This is a genomic window from Haloarcula quadrata (assembly GCF_003634715.1).
In the GTDB taxonomy this organism is placed as follows: Archaea; Halobacteriota; Halobacteria; order Halobacteriales; family Haloarculaceae; genus Haloarcula; species Haloarcula marismortui.
In genome coordinates this window covers 3179230-3199948 of sequence record NZ_RBWW01000001.1, presented here as the reverse complement: position 1 = coordinate 3199948, position 20719 = coordinate 3179230, and the positions used below count along the sequence as shown (strand labels likewise).

23 protein-coding genes are annotated in these 20719 nt (G+C 62.3%); 5 read left to right on the top strand and 18 right to left on the bottom strand.

What is annotated here, in order from left to right:
* Positions 1–23: 23 nt before the first annotated feature.
* Positions 24–185, top strand: a complete 162-nt coding sequence (locus tag BDK61_RS16540; protein WP_244209819.1) for a hypothetical protein — start codon at positions 24–26, stop codon at positions 183–185.
* Positions 186–213: 28 nt separating this feature from the next.
* Here BDK61_RS16540 and BDK61_RS16535 read toward each other — a convergent pair whose 3' ends face one another.
* The 8 genes from BDK61_RS16535 to BDK61_RS16500 all read right to left on the bottom strand — a co-directional run bounded on the left by BDK61_RS16535 (position 214) and on the right by BDK61_RS16500 (position 6486).
* The gene (locus BDK61_RS16535) at positions 214–942 is read right to left on the bottom strand and encodes a TOBE domain-containing protein (RefSeq protein ID WP_121303801.1); all 729 of its coding nucleotides are present in this window, start codon (positions 940–942) and stop codon (positions 214–216) included.
* 85 nt (positions 943–1027) lie between these two features.
* Positions 1028–1792: an ABC transporter ATP-binding protein gene (locus BDK61_RS16530; RefSeq protein WP_004964194.1), complete on the bottom strand. Its 765-nt coding sequence runs from the start codon at positions 1790–1792 to the stop codon at positions 1028–1030.
* Entirely contained in the window at positions 1792–2478 is a 687-nt protein-coding gene (locus BDK61_RS16525) for an ABC transporter permease (protein ID WP_121303800.1), read from the bottom strand. The genes BDK61_RS16530 and BDK61_RS16525 overlap by 1 nt, the downstream gene beginning before the upstream one ends.
* Before the next feature lie 32 nt (positions 2479–2510).
* Positions 2511–3473, bottom strand: coding sequence for a substrate-binding domain-containing protein (locus BDK61_RS16520; protein ID WP_121303799.1), 963 nt, complete (start codon positions 3471–3473; stop codon positions 2511–2513).
* A 442-nt stretch (positions 3474–3915) separates the two neighbouring features.
* The gene (gene purQ, locus BDK61_RS16515) at positions 3916–4593 is read right to left on the bottom strand and encodes a phosphoribosylformylglycinamidine synthase I (protein WP_121303798.1); all 678 of its coding nucleotides are present in this window, start codon (positions 4591–4593) and stop codon (positions 3916–3918) included.
* A 52-nt stretch (positions 4594–4645) separates the two neighbouring features.
* On the bottom strand, positions 4646–4900 hold the full coding sequence (gene purS, locus BDK61_RS16510) for a phosphoribosylformylglycinamidine synthase subunit PurS (RefSeq protein ID WP_121303797.1): 255 nt from the start codon (positions 4898–4900) through the stop codon (positions 4646–4648).
* A 51-nt stretch (positions 4901–4951) separates the two neighbouring features.
* On the bottom strand, positions 4952–5611 hold the full coding sequence (locus BDK61_RS16505) for a DUF7504 family protein (protein WP_004964178.1): 660 nt from the start codon (positions 5609–5611) through the stop codon (positions 4952–4954).
* Positions 5611–6486: a GAF domain-containing protein gene (locus BDK61_RS16500; protein ID WP_121303796.1), complete on the bottom strand. Its 876-nt coding sequence runs from the start codon at positions 6484–6486 to the stop codon at positions 5611–5613. Before BDK61_RS16500 ends, BDK61_RS16505 begins: the two co-directional genes overlap by 1 nt.
* A gap of 120 nt (positions 6487–6606) precedes the next feature.
* Here BDK61_RS16500 and BDK61_RS16495 point away from each other — a divergent pair, with 120 nt between their 5' ends.
* Entirely contained in the window at positions 6607–7587 is a 981-nt protein-coding gene (locus BDK61_RS16495) for a formyltetrahydrofolate deformylase (protein ID WP_049939097.1), read from the top strand.
* A 288-nt stretch (positions 7588–7875) separates the two neighbouring features.
* Here the strand turns inward: BDK61_RS16495 and BDK61_RS16490 are convergent, their stop codons facing one another.
* Positions 7876–8436, bottom strand: coding sequence for a phosphatase PAP2 family protein (locus tag BDK61_RS16490; protein ID WP_011224711.1), 561 nt, complete (start codon positions 8434–8436; stop codon positions 7876–7878).
* A gap of 82 nt (positions 8437–8518) precedes the next feature.
* Complete coding sequence (locus BDK61_RS16485; protein ID WP_121303795.1) at positions 8519–9553, bottom strand: phosphoribosylaminoimidazolesuccinocarboxamide synthase; 1035 nt, start codon at positions 9551–9553, stop codon at positions 8519–8521.
* Positions 9554–9704: 151 nt separating this feature from the next.
* Between BDK61_RS16485 and BDK61_RS16480 the strand changes: the two genes are divergently transcribed.
* Entirely contained in the window at positions 9705–10721 is a 1017-nt protein-coding gene (locus BDK61_RS16480) for a sodium:calcium antiporter (protein WP_004964164.1), read from the top strand.
* Positions 10722–10835: 114 nt separating this feature from the next.
* Positions 10836–12188 carry a 7,8-didemethyl-8-hydroxy-5-deazariboflavin synthase subunit CofH gene (gene cofH, locus BDK61_RS16475; RefSeq protein WP_121303794.1) on the top strand — a complete coding sequence of 451 codons (1353 nt, stop codon included), beginning with the start codon at positions 10836–10838 and terminating at the stop codon, positions 12186–12188.
* 199 nt (positions 12189–12387) lie between these two features.
* Here cofH and cofG read toward each other — a convergent pair whose 3' ends face one another.
* The 7 genes from cofG to BDK61_RS16440 form a co-directional block, all read right to left on the bottom strand.
* The gene (gene cofG / locus BDK61_RS16470) at positions 12388–13494 is read right to left on the bottom strand and encodes a 7,8-didemethyl-8-hydroxy-5-deazariboflavin synthase subunit CofG (RefSeq protein ID WP_007189144.1); all 1107 of its coding nucleotides are present in this window, start codon (positions 13492–13494) and stop codon (positions 12388–12390) included.
* Between the two features lie 188 nt (positions 13495–13682).
* Positions 13683–14393, bottom strand: a complete 711-nt coding sequence (gene sop1 / locus BDK61_RS16465) for a sensory rhodopsin I (protein ID WP_121303793.1) — start codon at positions 14391–14393, stop codon at positions 13683–13685.
* Positions 14393–15979 carry a sensory rhodopsin I transducer Htr1 gene (htr1, locus tag BDK61_RS16460; RefSeq protein ID WP_121303792.1) on the bottom strand — a complete coding sequence of 529 codons (1587 nt, stop codon included), beginning with the start codon at positions 15977–15979 and terminating at the stop codon, positions 14393–14395. The genes sop1 and htr1 overlap by 1 nt, the downstream gene beginning before the upstream one ends.
* An 83-nt stretch (positions 15980–16062) precedes the next feature.
* Positions 16063–16689, bottom strand: coding sequence for a 2-phospho-L-lactate guanylyltransferase (cofC, locus tag BDK61_RS16455; RefSeq protein ID WP_121303791.1), 627 nt, complete (start codon positions 16687–16689; stop codon positions 16063–16065).
* The gene (locus tag BDK61_RS16450) at positions 16689–17465 is read right to left on the bottom strand and encodes a hypothetical protein (RefSeq protein WP_004964147.1); all 777 of its coding nucleotides are present in this window, start codon (positions 17463–17465) and stop codon (positions 16689–16691) included. The genes cofC and BDK61_RS16450 overlap by 1 nt, the downstream gene beginning before the upstream one ends.
* Positions 17443–18624, bottom strand: a complete 1182-nt coding sequence (locus tag BDK61_RS16445; RefSeq protein WP_004593875.1) for a tubulin/FtsZ family protein — start codon at positions 18622–18624, stop codon at positions 17443–17445. The genes BDK61_RS16450 and BDK61_RS16445 overlap by 23 nt, the downstream gene beginning before the upstream one ends.
* A 137-nt stretch (positions 18625–18761) precedes the next feature.
* Complete coding sequence (locus BDK61_RS16440) at positions 18762–19661, bottom strand: complex I NDUFA9 subunit family protein (protein ID WP_121303790.1); 900 nt, start codon at positions 19659–19661, stop codon at positions 18762–18764.
* A gap of 140 nt (positions 19662–19801) precedes the next feature.
* On the opposite strand from BDK61_RS16440, the gene tmk reads away from it, so the two are divergent.
* Positions 19802–20389 carry a dTMP kinase gene (gene tmk / locus BDK61_RS16435; RefSeq protein ID WP_121303789.1) on the top strand — a complete coding sequence of 196 codons (588 nt, stop codon included), beginning with the start codon at positions 19802–19804 and terminating at the stop codon, positions 20387–20389.
* Here tmk and BDK61_RS16430 read toward each other — a convergent pair.
* Positions 20386–20706, bottom strand: a complete 321-nt coding sequence (locus BDK61_RS16430; RefSeq protein ID WP_004964136.1) for a hypothetical protein — start codon at positions 20704–20706, stop codon at positions 20386–20388. The two genes, tmk and BDK61_RS16430, sit on opposite strands and share 4 nt — an antisense overlap.
* Positions 20707–20719: the final 13 nt, after the last annotated feature.

Sequence of the window (20719 nt, the reverse complement as noted above, 5' to 3'; positions counted from 1 at the left end):
TTTCGCGCATAATACTGTTCGATATGACCCCGAACGGTGACCAGAACAGCCGAAGTTTCAATAAACGCGGGACGGTCACGGAGTGTGACCTGTGCGGTGAACAGCGACAGTGCATCGACGGCGACGGAATGGTCGCCTGCAGTGCCTGCCAGTCCGACCTGCTGCCGCCCGGCTGGGGTCTCTAAGGCTCCTCTTACGCCGCCGTTCACTTGCTTACGATGACTCATCCGACAGCGACCGGTCGAGAGCGGGAATGACGCTGGCGGTCGCGGTCGCTTTGAACGAGGCGACGAGTTCCGCGCCCGTAGTGATATCAAGTTTGTCGAGGCTTGTGTCGGTCACGAGCGCTGACAGCGTCGTCGTCGGGTCGACAGCCAGCGCAACAAGCGCGATAGAGGTTCCCTCGTCGATACGCTCGACGGTGCCCGCGAACTGGTTGCGTGCGCTTGTCCCCGTCGACTCTGGGGCCTCGGACGGTGCGTTCAGCGTCACCGTGTCGGCGCGGATGCCGACCTCCACCGCGTCACCGGGACACGCTTCAGTGTCGACGATGGCCCGGACCGTCCCCGGCGGGGTCTCGACGGTCGCAAGTTCCCCGTCACGGTCCACGACAGTCCCTCGCAGGACTGTCTCTTCCGCCGTCGCTACCCCGTCGAAATCGGCCTGTAGCCGCTGAAACCGGGCCAGTAGTTGCTCAGCAGCGTCCGTGAGTTCACTGCCGCCGCCACCGCTGCCACCTCGACTGCGGTCGACCAGCGGGCCGAAAGCATCTTCGAGTTCCACGATGCGGCGCTGGGCGTGGGCGTACGACCGACCCAGCGCGTCGGCGGCGGCGTTCAGCGACCCGTGGGCCGCGACCGCCTGCAGGAGCGTCCGGTCGCGGGCGGTCAGCGCCACGTCGCCCTGCTCCAGTTGCACTTCGACGTCCGCAGTCGCATCCATATCTCGACAATGTCGTTCCCCGATAAAGGTATTGCCGCCGACCAGCCCTATCTTCCACCGGTGATCGGAGTGGCGTATGAAGCGGTCAGTAGACCAGTTCTCCGGAGATGAACTTCTGGGTGCGGTGGTCCGATGGGTTCTGGAAAATCACTTCTGTCGGGGCTATTTCAGTTATTTGCTCGTCGAGTAGCACTGCGACCCGGTCTGCCACCCGCTCCGCCTGATGCATGTCGTGTGTCGCCACCACGACACCGATACCCCGGTTCCGGGCCTCGGCTATCGCATCCTCGATAACGGCGGTGTTCCGTGGGTCCAGATCCGATGTCGGTTCGTCGAGTAACAGTAGGTCCGGGTCGTAGGCCAGCGCGCGGGCGAACGACACCCGCTGGGCCTCGCCGCCCGAGAGCGAATCCGCGTGCTGGTCCATTTTCTCGGTCAGCCCGACAACGCCGAGGGCCTCGTGAACGGCCGCCGCGGTGCCGTTCGAGCGAACTATGGACTGTAGTTCGCGCTGCAGTCTGGCTGTCCACGACCTGCGGATTCGAAGCCCGTATTCGACGTTGCGAGCGACCGGCGCGTCGAACAGACTCGCTTCCTGAAACACCATGCCGATCCGCCGACGCAGCGAGAGCCGTGTCGCTTCGTCGACGGCCCACACGTCCGTGTCGTCGAAGCCGATGGTTCCCTCGTCCGGTTCCAGTGAGAACGCGAGCAGTCGGAGCAGCGTCGTCTTCCCGACGCCGGATGGACCGATGACGGCAACGACCTCGCCGGGTTCGATCCCGATCGAGAGGTCCCGGAACACGTAGTCGTCTCCGTATGCGTGTGATACCGCCGTGACATCGAGCATTATCGCTGCACCCCCTGGTCCCCCAGTCGGATGACGATAGCGTTGACCGTCAACACAAGCGTGACCAGCACGGCCCCGAGAATCATCGCCGTCTCGTACTGTCCCTGTCGGGCTTCGAGTTGAATCGCGGTTGTCAGCGTCCGCGTTTTCGAGATGCCCCGTGCGCTCGTGATATTCCCGCCGACGATGAGCACGGACCCGACTTCGCTGATGGCACGGCCAAAGCCCGCAAGCACTGCCGTTGCGATACCGTATCTGGCCTCCTTGAGTACGACTAGCGCCACGTCGAGGCGTGTTCCGCCGAGAACGTGCGCGGCGTCGCGGACGTTGTCGTCGACGCCACTGATAGCCGCGAGGCTGATCGCCGTAATCGGCGGCGTTGCCAGGATGAACTGAGACATGATCATCGCCTCCTTGGTGAATATCAGCTCTAGATCTCCCAGCGGTCCCTGGTTCGAGACGGTAAACAGGACGAGAAGACCGACGACCACGCTTGGAAACCCCATCCCAGTGTTGATGACTGACTTCACGAACTGCTTGCCGGGAAAGTCAGAAAACCCCATCACCACGGCGATCGGGAGGCTGAACAGCGTGCTCAGTGTCACGGCTATGACACTCACGTATAGTGAGACGTAAATGATACTCGACACGTACCCTTCCCGGAACGGAAGGGCGACGACGGTCATCGGTAGGTATCCGACTGAATCGAGGAACACGCTTACTCGCCTGCGTCGCTACTCCATCCTTCTGGCACGTACTGCTGGAAGTTGGGGTCCTCGGACACGGCTTCCGGGAAGAACAACTGTTCGCCGTTGACCTGATAGTTCGAAATTGCGTCCTGGGTTCCGGGGCTGGTGATCCAGCCGATGTATGCCATTGCCAGATCGTAGTTCGCGTTGTCGTGGACGCCGGGATTGACCGCCATAATCCCGTATGGGTTCGCGAGGATCTCTGGTCCGTCCTCGATCGGCCCCTGCACCAGAATGACGAGGTCGATCTCTGAGCGCTGGGAGATGTACGTCCCGCGATCCGAGAGCGTGTACGCGCCCTGCTGGTTGGCGATGTTCAGCGCCTCACCCATGCCGGTCCCAGTCTCCTGATACCAGTTTCCGCCCGGTTCAGTTCCCGCCGCTTCCCAGAGGTTGAGTTCCTTGGTGTGGGTACCGGAGTTGTCCCCGCGTGAGACGAACTGGGACTCCGACTCGGCGATAGTTGTCAGTGCCTCCGTGGCCGAACCCATGCCCTGAATCCCTGCCGGGTCGTCTTCGGGGCCGACGACGACGAAGTCGTTGAACATCAGGTCCCGGCGGTTGATCCCGTATCCGTTGCGCATGAAATCGTCTTCGAGGCCGCGGGCGTGGACCATCACGATGTCCGAGTCACCGTTGCGGGCCGATTCAAGAGCCGCACCGGTCCCCTGTGCGACTGCATCGACCGACACGCCGTACATATCCTCAAAGTCGGGGTGGATCTCATCGAGCAGGCCCGTGTCGTACGTACTCGTTGTTGTCGTAAGCGTCAGGGTTTCGCCGGCCACCCCTGGCTGACCGCCGCCCCCGGATTCCGCTTCCGTTTCCGCTTCGGTCTGGCCGCTGCCTTCCCCGGACTGCGCACACCCGGCGGTAGTTGCTAACGCGCCTGTCCCTATTGCTGCAATGAACTCTCGTCGTTGTATCGGCATAGATACAGCGTTGACCCAACAGCAAATATAATTTATGATGGATAAACCGATGTATCTATTCTGTTAGGTCTGTACGGGCGACAGCGGTAGCGGACACCCTCGCGGCTCGTTTTCCTGAGAGGCACTAGCGCTCGACACAACGCGAGCGGGGGAAGGCTGCCCTGTTAGCGATGATTCGTTGCCGAGAGCACATGCGAGTGGCTGATGCACTCTATCGCCATCAGCCGCAGCCAAACGCTTTGTCCTCCTCGATTTCACTTCCACTCCGGTACGCATGTATTTATACGGCTTGACCGCCAAGGCCAATATAGGGGCCGCCGGACTATGTCACACGCTCCGCTGGTCCCTTCCCCTTTGAGACACAACCAGATAGCGGCGCGGCTGTTCGGATATGCCCCAGTCGCGTATGAAACCGCCGCAGTGACAGTTTCGTCTGTGACCGTTACTCAGCGAAGCCCGTGAGAACGCCGCGGCCGTCAGTCCGACCGAGGTCCGACAGTGTCGCCCGCTCCGGGTGGGGCATCATGACGGCGACGTGTTCGGCTTCGCCGGTGACGCCGGCCACGCTGTGCTTCGAGCCGTTCGGGTTCGCTTCGGGTGTGACAGTCCCGTCCTCGTCACAGTATTTGAACAGAATCCGGTCCTCGGCTTCGAGTTCATCCAGACGCTCGTCGGTGATCTCATAGCGGCCCTCACCGTGAGCGATCGGGAGTTCGACGACCTCGCCGTCCTCGTACTGGCTGGTCCATGGCGTGTCGGCGTTCTCGATGCGCAGGTGGACGTGCTCACACTGGAAGCGGGCGCTCTCGTTGGTCGTGAACGCGCCGGGGGTCAGCGACGACTCGCAGCCGATCTGCGCGCCGTTGCAGATGCCAAGCACCGGCGTTCCCTCGCTTGCGACTTCGCGGACGTCGGCCATGATTGGCGAGCGGGCGGCCATCGCGCCGGCACGGAGGTAATCGCCGTAGGAGAAGCCGCCGGGGAGGACGACGCCCTCGACATCCTCGGGAAGCCCGTCCTCGTGCCAGACGAGTTCGGCGTCGAAGCCCAGCGATTCCAGAGCCTGGACGGCGTCGCGGTCGCAGTTCGAGCCGCCGAACTGGATGACGGCAATGGTCACGCGAGCCACCCCGTGTGGAAACAGACCTTTGCCGTCAGTTTCGAGGTGCTGGTCATTCTGTCTCGGTCACCTCGACGTCGTAGTCGTGGATCGTGGGGTTCGCCAGGAGCCGCTCGGCCATCTCCTCGGCGCGCTCGGCCGCGTCGTCGGCGCTGTCGGCGTCGAGATCTAGCTCGAACACATCCGCCGAGCGGAGGCCGTTCAGGTCGAAGCCGAGGCGTTCCAGCGAGCGCTGTGTCGTCTCTGCCTCGGGGTCGAGGACGCCCCGTTTGAGGCGGACGGTGACGGTCGCGGTAAAGGCAGTCATTACTGGCAAGCGAGCGGGCAGCGGAGAAAACGCTTGTGTTCTCCCGGCAGGTCACGTTCCGACCGGCGTCCAGTTGGTTGGCTGGTTTTGCAGGCCGGCCACTCGGAGATCAAGGTCGCCTTGATCAGCACGAATATCCACCCGCCCGTCGAAAAACCGTGCCACGCTTTCGACGACCTGCTCCTCGTGGGCGTTCGGGTCGAGCACACAGATACCCAGCCCATCCGCAGTTCCGATCCGGCCGGTGATGGTGTTGAGGAACCGGTACACCGCCCGCACGTCGTCGCTGTAGACGAGCAACGGCGTCAGCGTGATGATGCCGGTGCGGACTCGCGTGTAGCCGCTGGCGTACGTCGACTCGTACTGACCGGAGTACTCGATACCGATACCGGTCAGGTCCGCCGGCGTGTTGACCGTGGACACGTTGTCCTCCGACAGGTCGCCGCTTTCCTGTGCGCAATCGATAACACGAACTCGCTCGCGGTCGAGCGCACCGCCGTGGCGCTCGAAGTCCTTGAGCATCGTTGTGGCGTCGCTGTCTGTCGCGACGAGGACGGTCCCGCCGTTGGTATCGGGACTACAGAGCAGTCGCAGTCCCATCTCCCGCGCGCCGCTCAGACCGGGCCCGGTCACGAGCAGGCTCGTTCCTGACTCGACCGGATTCAGCGGTAGGTCGTCGAACGTGTATCGGTCGTCCTGTTGCTGTGCCATTAGCGGTCCCCCTGTAGCCGGCGTCGCAGCAGCAGTTGGTCCTCAACCTCGTCAGCGAACCGCTGGAGGTCGTCTCGCTCGGTCTGCGTGTAACGCCGCGGTTCGCCGTCGGTGCAACAGACGGCACCAATTGCGTTCCCCTCCCTGTCTGTAATTCGGACGCCGGCGTAGGACCTGATATTGAGCTGTTTCAGCGCGTCGACCTCGGCAAAGCGTGGGTCTTCGTGGGTGTCTTCGACGACCATCGTCTCGTCCGAGAGAATTGTATGGGTGCAGATGGTGTCCTCGCGGGCGAGGGTCCGCCAGTTGGCTCCTTCACACGCCACGAACCGCTCCTCGTGTTCGTCCATGAGGCCGACAAAGGCCACGTCGATGTCGAAGTGACTGGTCATAAGCGCCGTCAGCTGGTCGAACGCGTCGATTGCCGCCAACTGGTCGACATCGTACTGCTGGACGGCGGCCAGCCGCTCCGTCTCGGTCTCCGGAACCGGGTAGGCCGCCTGCGTTACCTCGGCGGCAGCCATGGCAGCCACATCTGCAAGCCGCTCCCGGGACTCCGGAACCGTCCGCGGCACGTATTCGACGACCTGCTCGGGCCCGCCGCGGGGGAGGTCCGACGGCGCGTGTTCCGTATAGAGAGTCACAACACAGGCCGGATTCACTGCACGGACCGCGTCTACCACGTCGAACCCGTCCCCGTCTGGAAGGTCGAAGGCCGTCACAACGCAGTCGACCGACCGGTCAAGTGCTGCGGTCAACGTATCGAGGGACCCAACTCCCTCGACAGCGAGTCCGGCGTCGGCAAGCGCGTCGGCCGTCTCGGCGCGCTCGTCGGCGTCCGGCTGGACACAGAGAACGGTCGGCGAATCACTCATCACGACCAGACGTTCACGGACTAACACACAAATGGTTGGCGGCCACGCTCGGTGGAAAACGAAGGCTTTTGCCGTGGGACTGCCGACTCTGCGTCAAATGAATGACGACGCTGTCCGGAGGTGGGTATCGTGACTCGCGATTTGACTGAGATTACGGTCGTCGGCGAGGACGACACGGGCCTCATCGCCGAAGTGACCTCGCTCCTGTTCGAGCGCAGCATCAACATCGAAGACCTCGATCAGGCTGTCCGAGAAGGGGTCTTCCGGATGACCATGCGCGTCGACACGTCCGGGATGGTGACGACGGAGGAGAAACTCCGCGAAGACCTCACCGAACTGGGCGACGCACTCGGCGTCGACGTGCAGGTCCGGTTCCCCGCCGACCGCGAGACCCAGACCATCGCCGTCCTCGTCACGAAGGAGTCTCACTGTCTGGAGGCGCTGTTCGAGGCGTGGGCCAACGGCGACCTCGGGGCCGACATCGAGGTGGTCATCGGGAACCACGACGACCTCGAACCGCTGGCGGCCAAATACGACGTTCCGTTCCACGACATCGGCGACGAGAAGGGGACGCCGGACGAGGACCAACTGCTCGATCTGCTCGCACAGTACGACGCTGACCTCATTGCGCTGGCCCGGTATATGCGCATCCTCTCGCCCGATGTCGTCTTCCGGTACGAGAGCCGGATCATCAACGTCCACCCGAGCCTGCTCCCCGCCTTCCCCGGTGCGTCGGCATATATGCAGGCTATCGAGGAGGGCGTCCGCATCGCTGGCGTCACCGCCCACTACGTGACGACGGATCTGGATCAGGGACCGATCATCACCCAGCGCGCGTTCAACGTCCCCGACGACGCCACTGAGGAGGAACTCCAGCAGATCGGCCAGCCGCTCGAAGCCGAGGCACTCATTGAGGCCATCAAGCTCCACCTCGACGACGAGGTGAACGTCCATCGTGGCCGGACGAAACTGCGGGACCCCGAGGAAACCTCGGCCCAGCTTGGTGCACCGGAGAAACTCGACCAGCTGAACCCCGACCGTCCGATCGACGGCCTTGGCGAGTTCGTTGCCGGGGACGACGAACTCGAAGCCGACGACTGAGACACCGCCGCTCGGCGTCTCACTCCGGAAACGGTGGCGCAACGGGGCTGTTTCTGGACGTGACGCCGCGAACGCTTCGAGCGACGGTGCGTGCTCGCATGTCAGCCTTGCTTGTTGCTGACGGGCCATCCTTCTGGCTGTAACTGCGGCAATCGATTCGCCACCCCGCGGTGGCGACAGTCTCGGAGAGCATCCAGAACATGAAGCGGTCGGCTCCCTCTATGTGTTGCAAAGCAGGCCTGCCGACACAAAAACTGGACTCCGGGCCGCACAGACATATGCCGTGGTTCAGTCCAGAACCGGTCGAGCTCGCGACAGGAAGTCGGACCGGTCGACGAGTCGCTTCGCGGCGGCGAACGCGAGTACCCCGATAGCCACGCCAGCCACGGTGTCTGAGAGGTAGTGCGTGCCGAGATAGACCCGCGAGAACGACACCGTCGCCGCGAGGCCGGCGACGACGCCGAACGGAAGCCGCGGCGACTGGCGCGCTGTCATTGCAAAGACGACGACGGCGGCCGCGTGACCGGAGGGAAACGACGTGGCGACGGTGCCGGTGTCCCCGGTCATACACACCGGGGCAGGCGGAAACGGCCGCTGCACTGTTTGCATAAGCACCCCGACAACGACGCCAGTCAGCACCAGCGCCACGGCAGCCATCAGGAGCTCGTCTTCCCAGCCGGCCAGACCGAAGAAACCGAGAAACACGACTGCCGCCGCCGCCGAACCTAGCCCGGTCACCGAGGTCAGGACCTTCGTGAGAAGTGGGTTCCGGAGTTGGAGTATCAGCGACACCGTCTGGTCGTCGGTAGCGACGATAATATCGATGAGTTCGCTGACGACCTCCTCCATGTGCCACAGTTGAGGGGCTGCTGTGGTATATCAGCACCGGCGATTGTCGGCGAGGCGGCAGCGCCGCCGTGTCACACCGGCGTCAGAGTTCGCTTGCGGCATCGACAGCATCGTCGAGTGACGGCGCGTCGAACACGTCGCCGCCGACGTAGGCGTTTGTGCCGGCGCAGTAGAGGTCGCGCGCGACTTTGATTACGTCGTCATCGAGCGGTTCCGGTGACTCATCACAGAGTGCCTTCCAATCGGCGACGCCCTCTACATCGGCCTCGTTTTTCGCCTCGCCCACGGCCTCGACCCACTCGGGCTGGGTTCGCTTGTGGTACTGGCGGATGACCTCCTTCGAGACCTGCTGGCCCCCGTAGGAGAAGCGGTTCTCATCGAACGTGCCGACCACGTCGGCCACGCGGATCTCTCCGTCGTAGTACAGACACTCGATTTTCCCGTCCTCGTGGATCAGGTTGGCCTCGGCGGCCTGTTCCGTAACGATGTGGTTGACTGCCCGAGCCAGCTCTTCGAGGCGGTCGATGCTGGCCGCACCGGCGATCCGGTCGGCCGCCTCACGGTCGAGGTATCGGTCCTGTTCCTCGTATTTCGTCGAGAACTCGACGATCGGCTCGTCGAGGTCGACGACTTCCTCGGGCCAGGTGTCGTAGTCAAGGCCGTGGTCGGCAGGCTCGGTCCGGGACCGCAGTGACGATCCGACGCCGACCCGGTTCCGAAAGACGATCTCCAGGGGAATGAGGTAGTTCTCGTCGGCCCCCGCGTGGTAGGCGTCGTAGTCGTAGCTCCCGTCCTCGAAGGGGAGGTCCGGGACCTGCGTGAGTTCGATGACCATCTCCTCGGGGGCGGCGTCGGCCGACAGCGCCTCGCCGAGGTCGAGTACCTCGTCGCTGTCGGGGAGCCTCACGCCCTCGTAGTGGGTCGGGACGTGGTTCTCCTCCAGTAGCTGGAAGTTGTACGCGCCCATCGTACACAGCGACGCGCCCTTGTCGGGGATCTGGTCCGGCATCTTCCCCCAGTCGAATACGGAGTAGTCGTCCGTGAACACGAACGCGCCGCGGCCAAGCCCCTCGGCCGTCGCCGGTTCGTCCACGCGAAATTCCTTGACGCTCGTCATTGTGCCCGCCTTTCGGGCCGGGGACAAAGACGTTTCTCATACTGTCGGCTGTAACTATTGTAAGATATTCGCGGTAGCGAAATTCTTCACAGACAGTATCACTCGCGCTCGGAAGGCAAGGTTTTCTGTCGGGCCGTCGACTGACTGTCTGATGGCTTCCAGTCTGTTGGTCGAGGCTGCGATCATCGTCGCCGCGACGGTCGCGATATGGAAAGGGAGCGACTGGCTCGAATCATCGAGCGAGCGGCTCGCGACGTACTACGGCCTCCCAGACGTCGTTCAGGGCGCGATCATCGTTGCCGTCGGGTCAAGTTTCCCGGAGGTCGCGACGGTCGTCGTCGCGGCGCTTGGCGGGTCAATGCCGCTTGGCGTCGGCGCAATCGTCGGGTCGGCAATCTTCAACATTCTCATTATTCCCGCAGCTGCGGGTATTGCCACGGACGACGAACTCGAATCAAGCCGGACACTCGTCTACAAGGAGGCGCAGTTCTACATGCTCGCCGTCTCAGTCCTGCTTATTACGATGGCGCTTGCGGTCATCTACTATCCCGGTGAGGCCACACTCACTGGCGTTATCACGCGGCCGCTGGCGGCGATTCCGCTCGCGCTCTACGGACTGTACGTTTTCATCCAGTATCAGGATACGGCCGACCACGACCCCGAAGAGGACTGGACTGCCGACATCTCGGTCGGGCGGGAGTGGCTCTTTCTTCTGCTGGGCCTGGCTGTCATCCTCGTGGCCGTGGAGAACCTCGTCCACGCCGTCAGAGTCATCGGTCGGGCCGCCGGCGTTCAGGAGTTTCTGCTCGGTGTGACGATTCTCGCGGCGGCGACGAGTCTCCCCGACACGCTCGTCAGTGTTAGAGCAGCCCGCGACGACCGCGGGGTCACGTCGCTCGCAAACGTTCTCGGCTCGAATACGTTCGACTTGCTTGTCGCTATCCCGCTTGGCGTTCTCATTGCCGGCACGTGGACCGTCGACTTCGCGATGGCCGTGCCGATGTTCGGCGTCCTGACCGGGGCAACGATTCTTCTGTTCACCGTCCTCCGAACCGACCTTGTGTTGAGCGAACTCGAATCGTATGCGTTGCTCGGCGCGTACGCGGCTTTCGTTGCCTGGGTTATCGTCGAGACTGCGGGCTGGGTCGGTGGCGTATTGCCGACCTGATGGAGTGTTCCCGGAATTGCAGCCGCTTGTCTCCCGGAACACGGGGCCCTGTCGACCTTGTGATCCGTGTGCGTACCCATACGCTTTTGACCGTTCTTTCCCTCCTGTCCAGCAATGCCGGACGTCCCAGAGACCGTCGGTACTCCGGACGGCTCCACCGAGTTCGAGCACCGTCCGACGACTGACCAGTCGTTCGAGAACGCCCTCGCCAAGGCGAGAAACGGGACGCGACTGACAGTTGACGACGCCGTCGAACTCTTTACCACGGGCACTGACCGGGACGGTATCGACCACGACCGGAAAGAGCAGGTGCTCGAAGCGGCCGACCGCCGTCGGGCCGAGGTCGTCGGTGACGAGGTCACCTTCGTCGCGAACCTCAACAACAACGTCACAACGGCCTGCAACACGGGCTGCCTGTTCTGTAATTTCAAGGACCGCTCCGAGCAGTTCCGGAGCGATTATCAGGAGGACCACGGCGGCTTCACGAAGACGCCGAGCGAATCCCGTCAAATCGTACAGGACACTCTTGACCGGGGCATCTACGAGGTCTGCTCGGTGTCTGGACTCCACCCCGCGCTCGCGCTGGACGACGAACACCGGGAGATACTGGAGACGAGCGACCGCGGAGACCTGAACTACCGCTCGCCCGACGAGTACGAGACGGACCCGGCCACATACTGCGAACAGCTCGACGCGATGAACGTCGGCGACATCCATCTCCACTCGATGACGCCGGAGGAAGCCTATCACGCCCGCCGGGGCACTGACTGGTCCTACGAGGAGGTGTTCAGCCGATTGCAAGACGCCGGGCTCGACAGCGTCCCCGGCACGGCTGCCGAAATCCTCGTTGACGAGGTCCGTGACGTTATTTGCCCAGGAAAGATCCGCACTGACGAGTGGCTCGAAGCGATGGCGGCGGCTGCGTCGGTTGGCCTCGATATGACCTCGACGATGATGTACGGCCACGTCGAGAACGAGTACCACCGTGCGCTGCACCTGCAGCGCATCCGTGACCTGCAGGACCGAACCGGCGCAATCACAGAGTTCGTCCCGCTATCCTTTGTCCACGAGGAGACGCCGCTGTACGAACGTGGCATGGTCGACGGCGGCGCGACGGTCGACGAGGACGAACTGATGATCGCCGTCTCACGGCTCTTCCTCGACAACGTCGACCACATCCAAGCCTCGTGGGTCAAATACGGTGACACGCAGGGGTTGAAGATGCTCACCTGCGGCGCGGACGACTTCATGGGGACGATTCTCTCAGAAGAGATCACCAAGCGCGCCGGCGGCGACTACGGCGAGTTCCGGTCGTTTCAGGAGTACGCCGACATGATCACTGCCATCGGCCGGACGCCCGTCGAGCGCTCGACGGACTACGAGCAGCGCCGCGTTATCGACCCCGACGCCGACGTGCTCGGCCCGCAACTCGGACCACGGGCTGACGGAACGCCATTACTCGACTGAATTAGTGGACCACGGCTGGGCACTGGCCGTGGCCGGTGTGGTAGAGTATTCCGCCTGGAACTGCTGTCAGAGGCACGCCCAGGCATGATATATATTGGTACGCCAGCGTATGTGTAGATACCGCCTAGACTGCTAGGTGATTGTTGTCCAGTGTCTGTTTGGCCGTGGCGACCGTTCACCTGCAGACTGGCCGCCGGAGTCACAGCGTCACTGGATTCACACCCCGGTCCAGTATCGACCGGAACCGGTCGCCGGCGTCATTATCGGCCTCGATAGCCGCCTCGATGGGGGCAGAGAGCCAGCCGTCGTCGACGAAGTGGTCGTAGACCGGCAACCGCTCGCTCAGTGGCACCTCGGCGGCCTCGGCGACGGCGGTCAGTTCCTGCAGCGCGGGCCACTCGTACTCGGGGTTGATGTGGTCGACTGTGACCGGAGAAACGCCGCCCAGGTCGTCGATACCACAGTCAGTCAGGTCCCGGGCGGGCGCGAGGTTCGGGGGGACCTGTACGGACACTTCTTCGGGAAGGGCCGCGCGGGCCATTGCTGTCACCCGGCGCATTGTCGCCAAGTCGGGGGAGCCGCCCTGCCAGCGCTCGTTCTCGACGACGGGCTGGATGATGACCTCCTGAATATGGCCGTAGCGTTCGTGCATCTCTCGGATAGCGAGCAAGCTCTCTGCGCGGTGGTGCCAGTCCTCGCCGATGCCGACGAGAATGCCCGTTGTGAACGGAACGCCGAGTTCGCCGGCCACCCGGAGGGTGTTGAGTCGCTGACCGGGGTTTTTCGCCCGCGGGCCACCGTGTGCCTGAACCTCTGTGGTCGTCTCAAGCATCACGCCCATCGAGGCGTTCAGGTCGGCGACGTGGGCCATCTGCTCGCGTGTCTGGTCGCCGGGGTTGGCGTGCGGGAGCAACCCCTCCTCCAGCGCGATTTCGCAGGCTTCCCGGAGGTACTCGTGGATGGAGTCGTGGCCCCACTCGGCGAGCTGGTCGTGGACCGCGGTGTAGCGGTCGTCCGGGTCGTCGCCGAAGGTAAACAGCGCCTCGGTACAGCCGGCGTCGGCCCCGCGGCGGCAGGTCTCCCGGATCTCTTCGCGGTCCATCAGCTCTGCCTGCCCCGGCGGGTCGTAGTACGTGCAATAGGTGCAGGTGTAGCGGCAGGCGGTCGTCAGGGGTAAGAACACGTTCCGGCAGTAAGACAGCGCCGACGCGGCCTCGACATCTTCGGGCATCACCGACAGCAGTCGCTCGATGTCGGCGTCCGAAATCTCGATAGCGATGTCATACGCGTCCGTGCCGGGTATCACGTCCCGGGGTGGGCACCCCACGGACAAAAACCTTCAGTCGTGTGTGATGGCCTGTGCCAGTAGTTGTGGACGGTCGAAACTGGCCACATGACAACAGAATCAGTGTGCCGCGACACGCCGGTTACTTGTGAACCGTTATCAGCTCCGAAGTGCCGCGTGATCGACGACACCTCGGTGACCGCTACTGCTTAGTCCGCCGGCGTCACTGTGGTGTCACCCGAATCCCGAAGCAGTTTCGCGGCGAACACCTGCCGTCGGGCGTAGAAAAAGTACACGTAAGGGACCTTCGCCAGCAGGTCGAGAAACGCATAGGTGATGCTGACACCGACGTAGGTCGCGAATCCAAGTCCCTCGGGGCCAGCAAGCCAGACGAGCGGATACGCGATCCACAGCAGCCCGACGTGGTTCTTGAGGAGGCTAAACAGGCCGATACGCTGTGGGTCGTCCGGAACCGAGCGCGGGAAGATGAGGTACAGATAGGCAAATAGCGAGATGTGGAACACTGCCGAGACGCCGAACAGTGCCCATTTCAGTGTCCCGGCGGCGACGACCGCCCCGACGCCTGCAAGTATCATCAGGGCGTCTGCCGCCATGACCCCGAAAATCGCGCGTCGCGACGCGCCGGCAGTATACCCGATAAACCCGACCAGCAGCGGCGTCGTCACCACCCAGTCGAGATATCGGAACCCGACAAGCGTCGTCTCGCCGATGGTTACGGTACCAATACCGAACACCATCGCAACGTACGAGATACCTGCAACCCCGGGTATAAGCGCTAGTGCCGCCAGAATTGGCCGTTCGTCGGACCCCTCAAGCGACGCATAGAGGAACCCGACGATGGCGACACCGACCGCAAAGCCAGCGGCGGTTATCCCGTACACGACTGAAACGGCGTCCATCAGTCGTCACCTCCAACTGACGGCGACCCTACGGCGCGCGTCTGGCTTGCCGCTGTGGTATCTGTGTTAATGGTAAACAGTCGAACTCGAGATTCGAGGTCGTCAACCGCGGTTTCGCGGAAGGAATCGAGTGAGTCGGAAATCGACTTGACGACGTCCCGCTGCCGACGGATCTGTGTCGACATTTCTTCCGCAGTCGTCGCTGTCTCCGCGCTTGCTTCGGTGACATCCGCTATCGAGTCGGCCGTCGCTTGAACGGTGTCTGCCTGCTCCGAGGTAGTTTCTCGCATCTCTTCGATGGAGGCTGAGATGTCGTCGACGGCCTCCGCGATTGTCGCAATTTCCGACAGGGCCGATTCGACGGTCTCAGTACCAGTTTCGACTCGCGTCTCCGTCGCCTGTATCGAGTCAGTCACCTCCTCTGTCTGCTCAGATACCTCCGCGATGACCGTTGCTATCTCGTCAGCCCGCGACTGCGTCTCTTCAGCAAGTGACTTGACTTCGTCTGCAACGACGCTGAACCCGTTCCCGTCCGCACCGCTGCCCTGTCCACCGGCGCGACCGGCCTCTATCGACGCGTTCAGTGCCAGCATATTTGTCTGCTCCGCGATCTCTGAGATGATATCCGCGATGTCCGTTATCTCGGCCATTCGCTGCTGGAGGGTTTCGACCTGTGTGACAGCGTCAGCTGCATCAGCCTGTATCTGGTCCATCTCCGTGAGGGCTGTTTCCGAGGCTGTCCGAGCGTCACTGCTGGCTTCCTCGACCTCACTGCTCCGGTCGGCAAGGTCGTCAATTGTTGCGGCAATTTCCTCTGCTGACGCGCTCACGTCCTGAATATCGACTGCAGCTGATTCGAGTTTTGTCTGCTGGTCGGTTGCTTGCGTCTGGATATCGGCGACCGTTTCGACAGCCGCGTCGACCTCCTGCTGGACTCGCCGACTCGTTTCGGTTATCTCGTCAGTTTCAGTTGTGATACGCTTCGAAACGGCGGTGACCGTCTCGATCGTCTCCTGTAACTCATCCATCATCCTATTGAACGACTGGCCGACGGTCTCCATAGCGTCATACTCAGTGGCCACATCGACACGCTGCGTGAGATCGCCGTCTGCGGCGGCTACCATGACTGTCCCGTACTCTGTTGCAATGTCCTGGTAGGCTGTGGCGAGTTCCTTGGCTTCCTCCTCAGCAGCCTCTGCCTCTGCCTGTGCCTCGTTTGCGTCAGTCTGTGCCTGTTCGAGGTCTGCCCTCGCGGCCTCCATCTCTGACAGTCGATCGCGCAACGAGACGCGCATCTGCTCGATAGAGTCAGCAAGGTCCCCGAACTCGTCGGTACGCGTCGAGTCGATTTCGATATCGAGGTCCCCGTTTGCCACCCGTTGTGTCTGTGCTGATAACTCGGTGATGCTGGCAACCGTTTCGGCTGCGTTGATCGAGCCAAGCGTCAGTAAACCGGCGATGCCGGCGACGACTGTCGATGCAACATCTTGTGTTACCACCCCGACAGTGATAAGCAGGGTAGCCGTTGCGATGTATCCGACACCGAGCTTGGCCCCATAGCTCTGCTTGACACTAGAAATAGTCACATATGGATAGTAGTTTGCAACTACCTAAATGTAAACTCGGAAGTATCAGTACTGATACTAGGGCGGCTGAGACCTCGGTCAAACTACCGAAATCGCTCCACGTCGACCCGTCCACCGGTGGCTGTCAGCTCGAATCCTGACTGTTTGAGCCAGTCGGCGGCCGCGCCGTCGCTGTGTAGCAGTACCTCAGCGAGGTCGCCCGGTTCGTCGATGTCAGTCGCAAGCCGCCGTGAGTCAACTTCGGTAACGCTGGCTCCCACGTCTCGGGCGGTCTCCCGATGGTCGCGGATAGACGCGCCGTGGTAGTCGACCCTGAACTCCGGATGCCGACAAATGAAGGCGTTCGTCCCACCGCCTAGACCCGGAGCCAGCACCACATCGGCCTCGGGAGCAAGCAGTCGTTCGATGCTTTCCCGGGTCACAAGCGGGAGGTCGGCCATCACGACGGCGAGTGCCCCTTCGTCGTCAGTCACCGTCGACGCGAGCAGGTCGTTGACGAGCGGGTCAAGCCCGCGGTCGTCGACGGTGACCGGAACGGCACAGTCGAGGGGCGCTGTCGAGATGACTTCGGGTTCGTGGCCCGCTGATGTCACTGCGTCGACGACGTCTGCAAGCATCGCTTCGGTAAAATCACGGCGCTCGTCGGGAGACAGAACAGTTGAAAGCCGCGTTTTGGGGTCAGACCCCGAGACGGGGACGACGAGACGCATTACAGCTTGGAGTATTCGTCCTCACTCATCTGGGCGTACGCGTAGTAGCCGCCACCGACCAGCAACAGGAGGACGATGAGTCCGCCACCGACCAGCAGCAGCGTTTGCTGGGTCTGAGCGCTCTGCTGGGCCTGCTGTGCTTGGCTCTCGGCCTGCCCGGCGAGGTCCTGAGCGTTCTGGAAGTTCCCGTTCTCGTATGAGGAGATAGCGCTGCTGACCAGTTCCTCAGCGCCTTCGTTCCCACCGGCCGCGTCGATTGCAGCCTGTGCGTCGTCGATCGCCTGCCTGGCCGCCTGACTCTCTTCGGTGTAGTGGTGGGCGGTGTCGCTGCGGAACTCCTCTTCGTTGTTGCCGCTGACTCGACTGAGCGCGGCAACCTGATAGTTCTGCGCCGGCTCGTACGTGTAGTTCGAGATGGCCGGCGTCGTGCCGACAAGTTCGACGCGAACTTGGTCACCGTTATTATCGATCTCCAGATCCTGTTCGAAGGACTGGTCGCCGTAGGTTTCTTGATTCACCTGATTCCCCGCACGCAACACAGTGACCGTCCAGCTAACGTTCTGAAGTTCGGTCGAACCGGCAAGCGTCCACTCGTTCGGTGCGTCGGTGAACGGGTCGTCTATCGTGTACGTCACCGACACCTCTTCGCCGACGGCACTCTCGGTTGGCACCCCGTCGGCAGAGACAGAGAATGCACTCGCTGTGCCGGCGGTCGCGAGCAGCGCGACGACACAGAGGAGTACGGCGGTCTTATTAGAATAGCGGATCAAGTTCATCTTCGTCGTCTTCGACCAAGTCCTCTAAGTTATCTTCGCTTTGGTTACGGATATCGTCGATGTTGTCCTGTGCCTCGATGGCGACCTGCTGGAGTTCCTTGATCCGTGGAACGTTGTGAACGCCAGCCAGCAGGATGGATGCGGCCACTTTCGGGGCGTTAGTCGGATAGTCGCCACCGCGGACCTCCATCGAACCGGTCTGCTCCTCGAGCCACTTTCGGCCGCGTTCTATCCCCTTCCGGTTCAGGTGCTCTGGCGGCCCTGCCATCACGAGCAGGGCACGCTCTGCACCTTCGATCTCACAGGGGAGTGTCAGCCGGCCGAGCGCGGCTTTCCGAACGAGCGACGTGATACGGTTCGTCGTGTTAGCCGTATCCATGCTATCGTCTGACGAGTCGTCGCCCTTGAACCGCGAGAGCAGGCCGCCGCCGCCAGAGGATACCTCGACGTCCTCGGAGGCGTAGCCGACGGTGGACACGCCGCCGCCGTCGAGCGTGTTGATGATCTCGGAGGAGTCGACGACGCTTTCGGCGACGTTATCGCCAGCCTCGATCTCACCAGCCCCAAACAGCACGCCGAAGCGCCGGACGATCTCCTCGTTGATGTGGTCGTAGCCGCCTTCGACGGACTCGCCAGTCTGTCGCCAGGCGTCGTTGTCGAACACCATCAGGTTGTCCACCTCGCGCACGAACGTCTGGAACGAGCGGGCGGCGTTGAGGGTATAGATGCCACCCTCGTCACTGCCCGGCAGGACGCCCAGGCCGTACACCGGTTCGGTGTAGATGCGCTTGAGGTGTTTTGCGACGACCGGCGACCCGCCCGATCCGGTCCCGCCGCCGAGACCGGCGACGATGAGGAAGGCGTCGACTTCGTGGACAGGGATGTTGTCAATCGCACCCTGCACCTCGTCGATATCCTCTTCGGCGATTTCCGCGCCGAGTTCGTTGTCCGCGCCCACGCCGTGGCCCTTGACGCGGGCCTGGCCAATGAGCACTCGATTCTCTTCCGGAATGTGTTCTAGCCCAAGCAGGTCTGCTTTTGCTGTATTAACCGCAACAGCCGAGCGGACGATTCCCGAGCCGGTTTCCTTGTCGTACTCGAGAAATTTGTCCACAATTTTGCCACCGGCCTGCCCGAAGCCGATCATCGCCAGTTTCATTATATGGTTCTCCGCTTAAAGGGTCAAAGAGCGATGGCGAGTATAAGTGTTTTGCCCGGCTCTCAGTCCTGAAAGCTACGCTTGAAAACAAATCTCTTCTGACATAAACCCCTATAGGTGGAGGCTACTGCCAGTGATTATCCGCGGAGGTATCCGCTGAGTGTCGTTAAAGAGCCACTACTGACGCCGAACGCGTCGATATCGTTTGTTGCCGGACTGTTATCGAATTTGAGCGAACGGTACTGGTCAGCGCCCATCGGGAAGCCAACGCTTCCCAAGACAGAGAGGCCGACCTTCGCGAGCGGCATCGGAAGGGGAACGATGCTTACCGACGACCCCTCTGCATCGTACACCTGATTGGTCACGTCTCTGAGTGTCAGTACTTCCGGCCCACCGATCTCGTAGGTCTCGCCGACGTGTTCCTCGGATTCGATGCTGTCGACGAGCATCGGCACGAGGTCACCGACCCAGATGGGCTGGAACTTTGTCTGACTACCGCCGCCGGGAAGCGGATACAGCGGGACGCCCGGCGCGAACATCCCTTTGAGGCGCTTCGTGAAGGAGACGAACTCCCCGCCCTTGCCGAAGACGACTGACGGTCGGAAGATGGTCCAGTCCAGCGAGGACCCCGTAACGACTTGCTCGGCCTGTCCTTTCGACCGGATGTAATGCGTGTCGCCATTAGGGTCTGCACCCAGTGCGCTCAGCTGGACGAATCGGTTGACGCCGTGCTCTTCTGCGGCCTGTACGCTGTTTTCGGTCCCGCCGAGATGGATACGTTCGTGCATCCTATCGCCGCCATCCGGCTTGAACAGGGGCGACAGTGCGACCAGATAATACACCGCGTCCTGACCCTCGAACGCGCTCTCGATGCTACCGTAGTCTGTGACATCCCCGGCGACGGTTTCGACACCGTCTGGGAGTGTCGTGTCCTCCGGAGACCGGGACAGCGCAGTGACAGCGTGTCCCTGTTCGTCAAGCGCACGGCACAGGTGCTGTCCAATAAATCCGGTCCCGCCAACGACAAGTACATCCATGGATTCCGATACGGTCGGTAGAACCGTAAAGGTGGGCGTATTTCTTTGCCCGACCGGCCCGCAGTCCGGTCACTTGTGTCAGTCTACGGATGCACCGACCAGGTCGGGGCGCTTACGTCCCCCCACACAGATTGTGAGGTATGCTCGTCACGCTCGAAGGACTGGACGGGAGCGGCAAGACGACCGTGTGGGAACGGCTCCGGAGCGACGACGCTGTCCCCAGCGAAACTGTGTTCACGCGCGAACCGACGGATACCTGGTACGGAGACGCCGTCCAGCGCTCCATCGACAACGACGACGCGGACTCGCTGGCCGAACTGTTCCTCTATACGGCAGACCACGCCGCACATCTCTCGGAGACGGTCCGACCGGCACTCAACGAGGGTCGGCTCGTCGTCTCCGACCGCTACAGTGACTCGCGGTACGCCTATCAGGGTGCGACACTCGCAGGTAGTGGGACGTTCGACGACCCGCTATCGTACATCCGAGAAGTCCACGCCCCCTGGACCCGCCCGCCGGACCGGACCGTGTATCTCGACCTCGATCCCGAAACCGCTGCACGGCGAAGCGGCGCGACGAACAAGTTTGAGACCGCCGAGTATCTCACAACGGTTCGTGACAACTACGAGCGACTTATCGAAGCCGACCCGGAGCGGTTCGTTCGCGTCGACGCAACCGCCGACCCAGACACGGTGTACGAACGGGTCCGGGCAGCGATTCTCGATTAATCCATCGACGCCGGCAGTTCGACCTCGTCGGGGGCTGGCATCCAGAAGTAATCGAACGTAATCCCGGTAGCGAGTGGAATAACGACAGTCACGAGGAGGACAGCCGTCTGGCTCCCGAGATTTGCACCGAGTTTGAACACTCCGCTCAATACGATGAGAATGACGACCATAACTACCGGACAGAGGAGCAGCGAGTAAACGAGGCTCCCCCACCGCGTGTTCAAGCGGACGCGGAAAAAGCGCGTCATGAGCGCCGTCACAGCACTGTTGACCAGCACGATGACGAGCAGGCCGATAATACCGGCGACACTGACCATGTTCCCCGTAGGG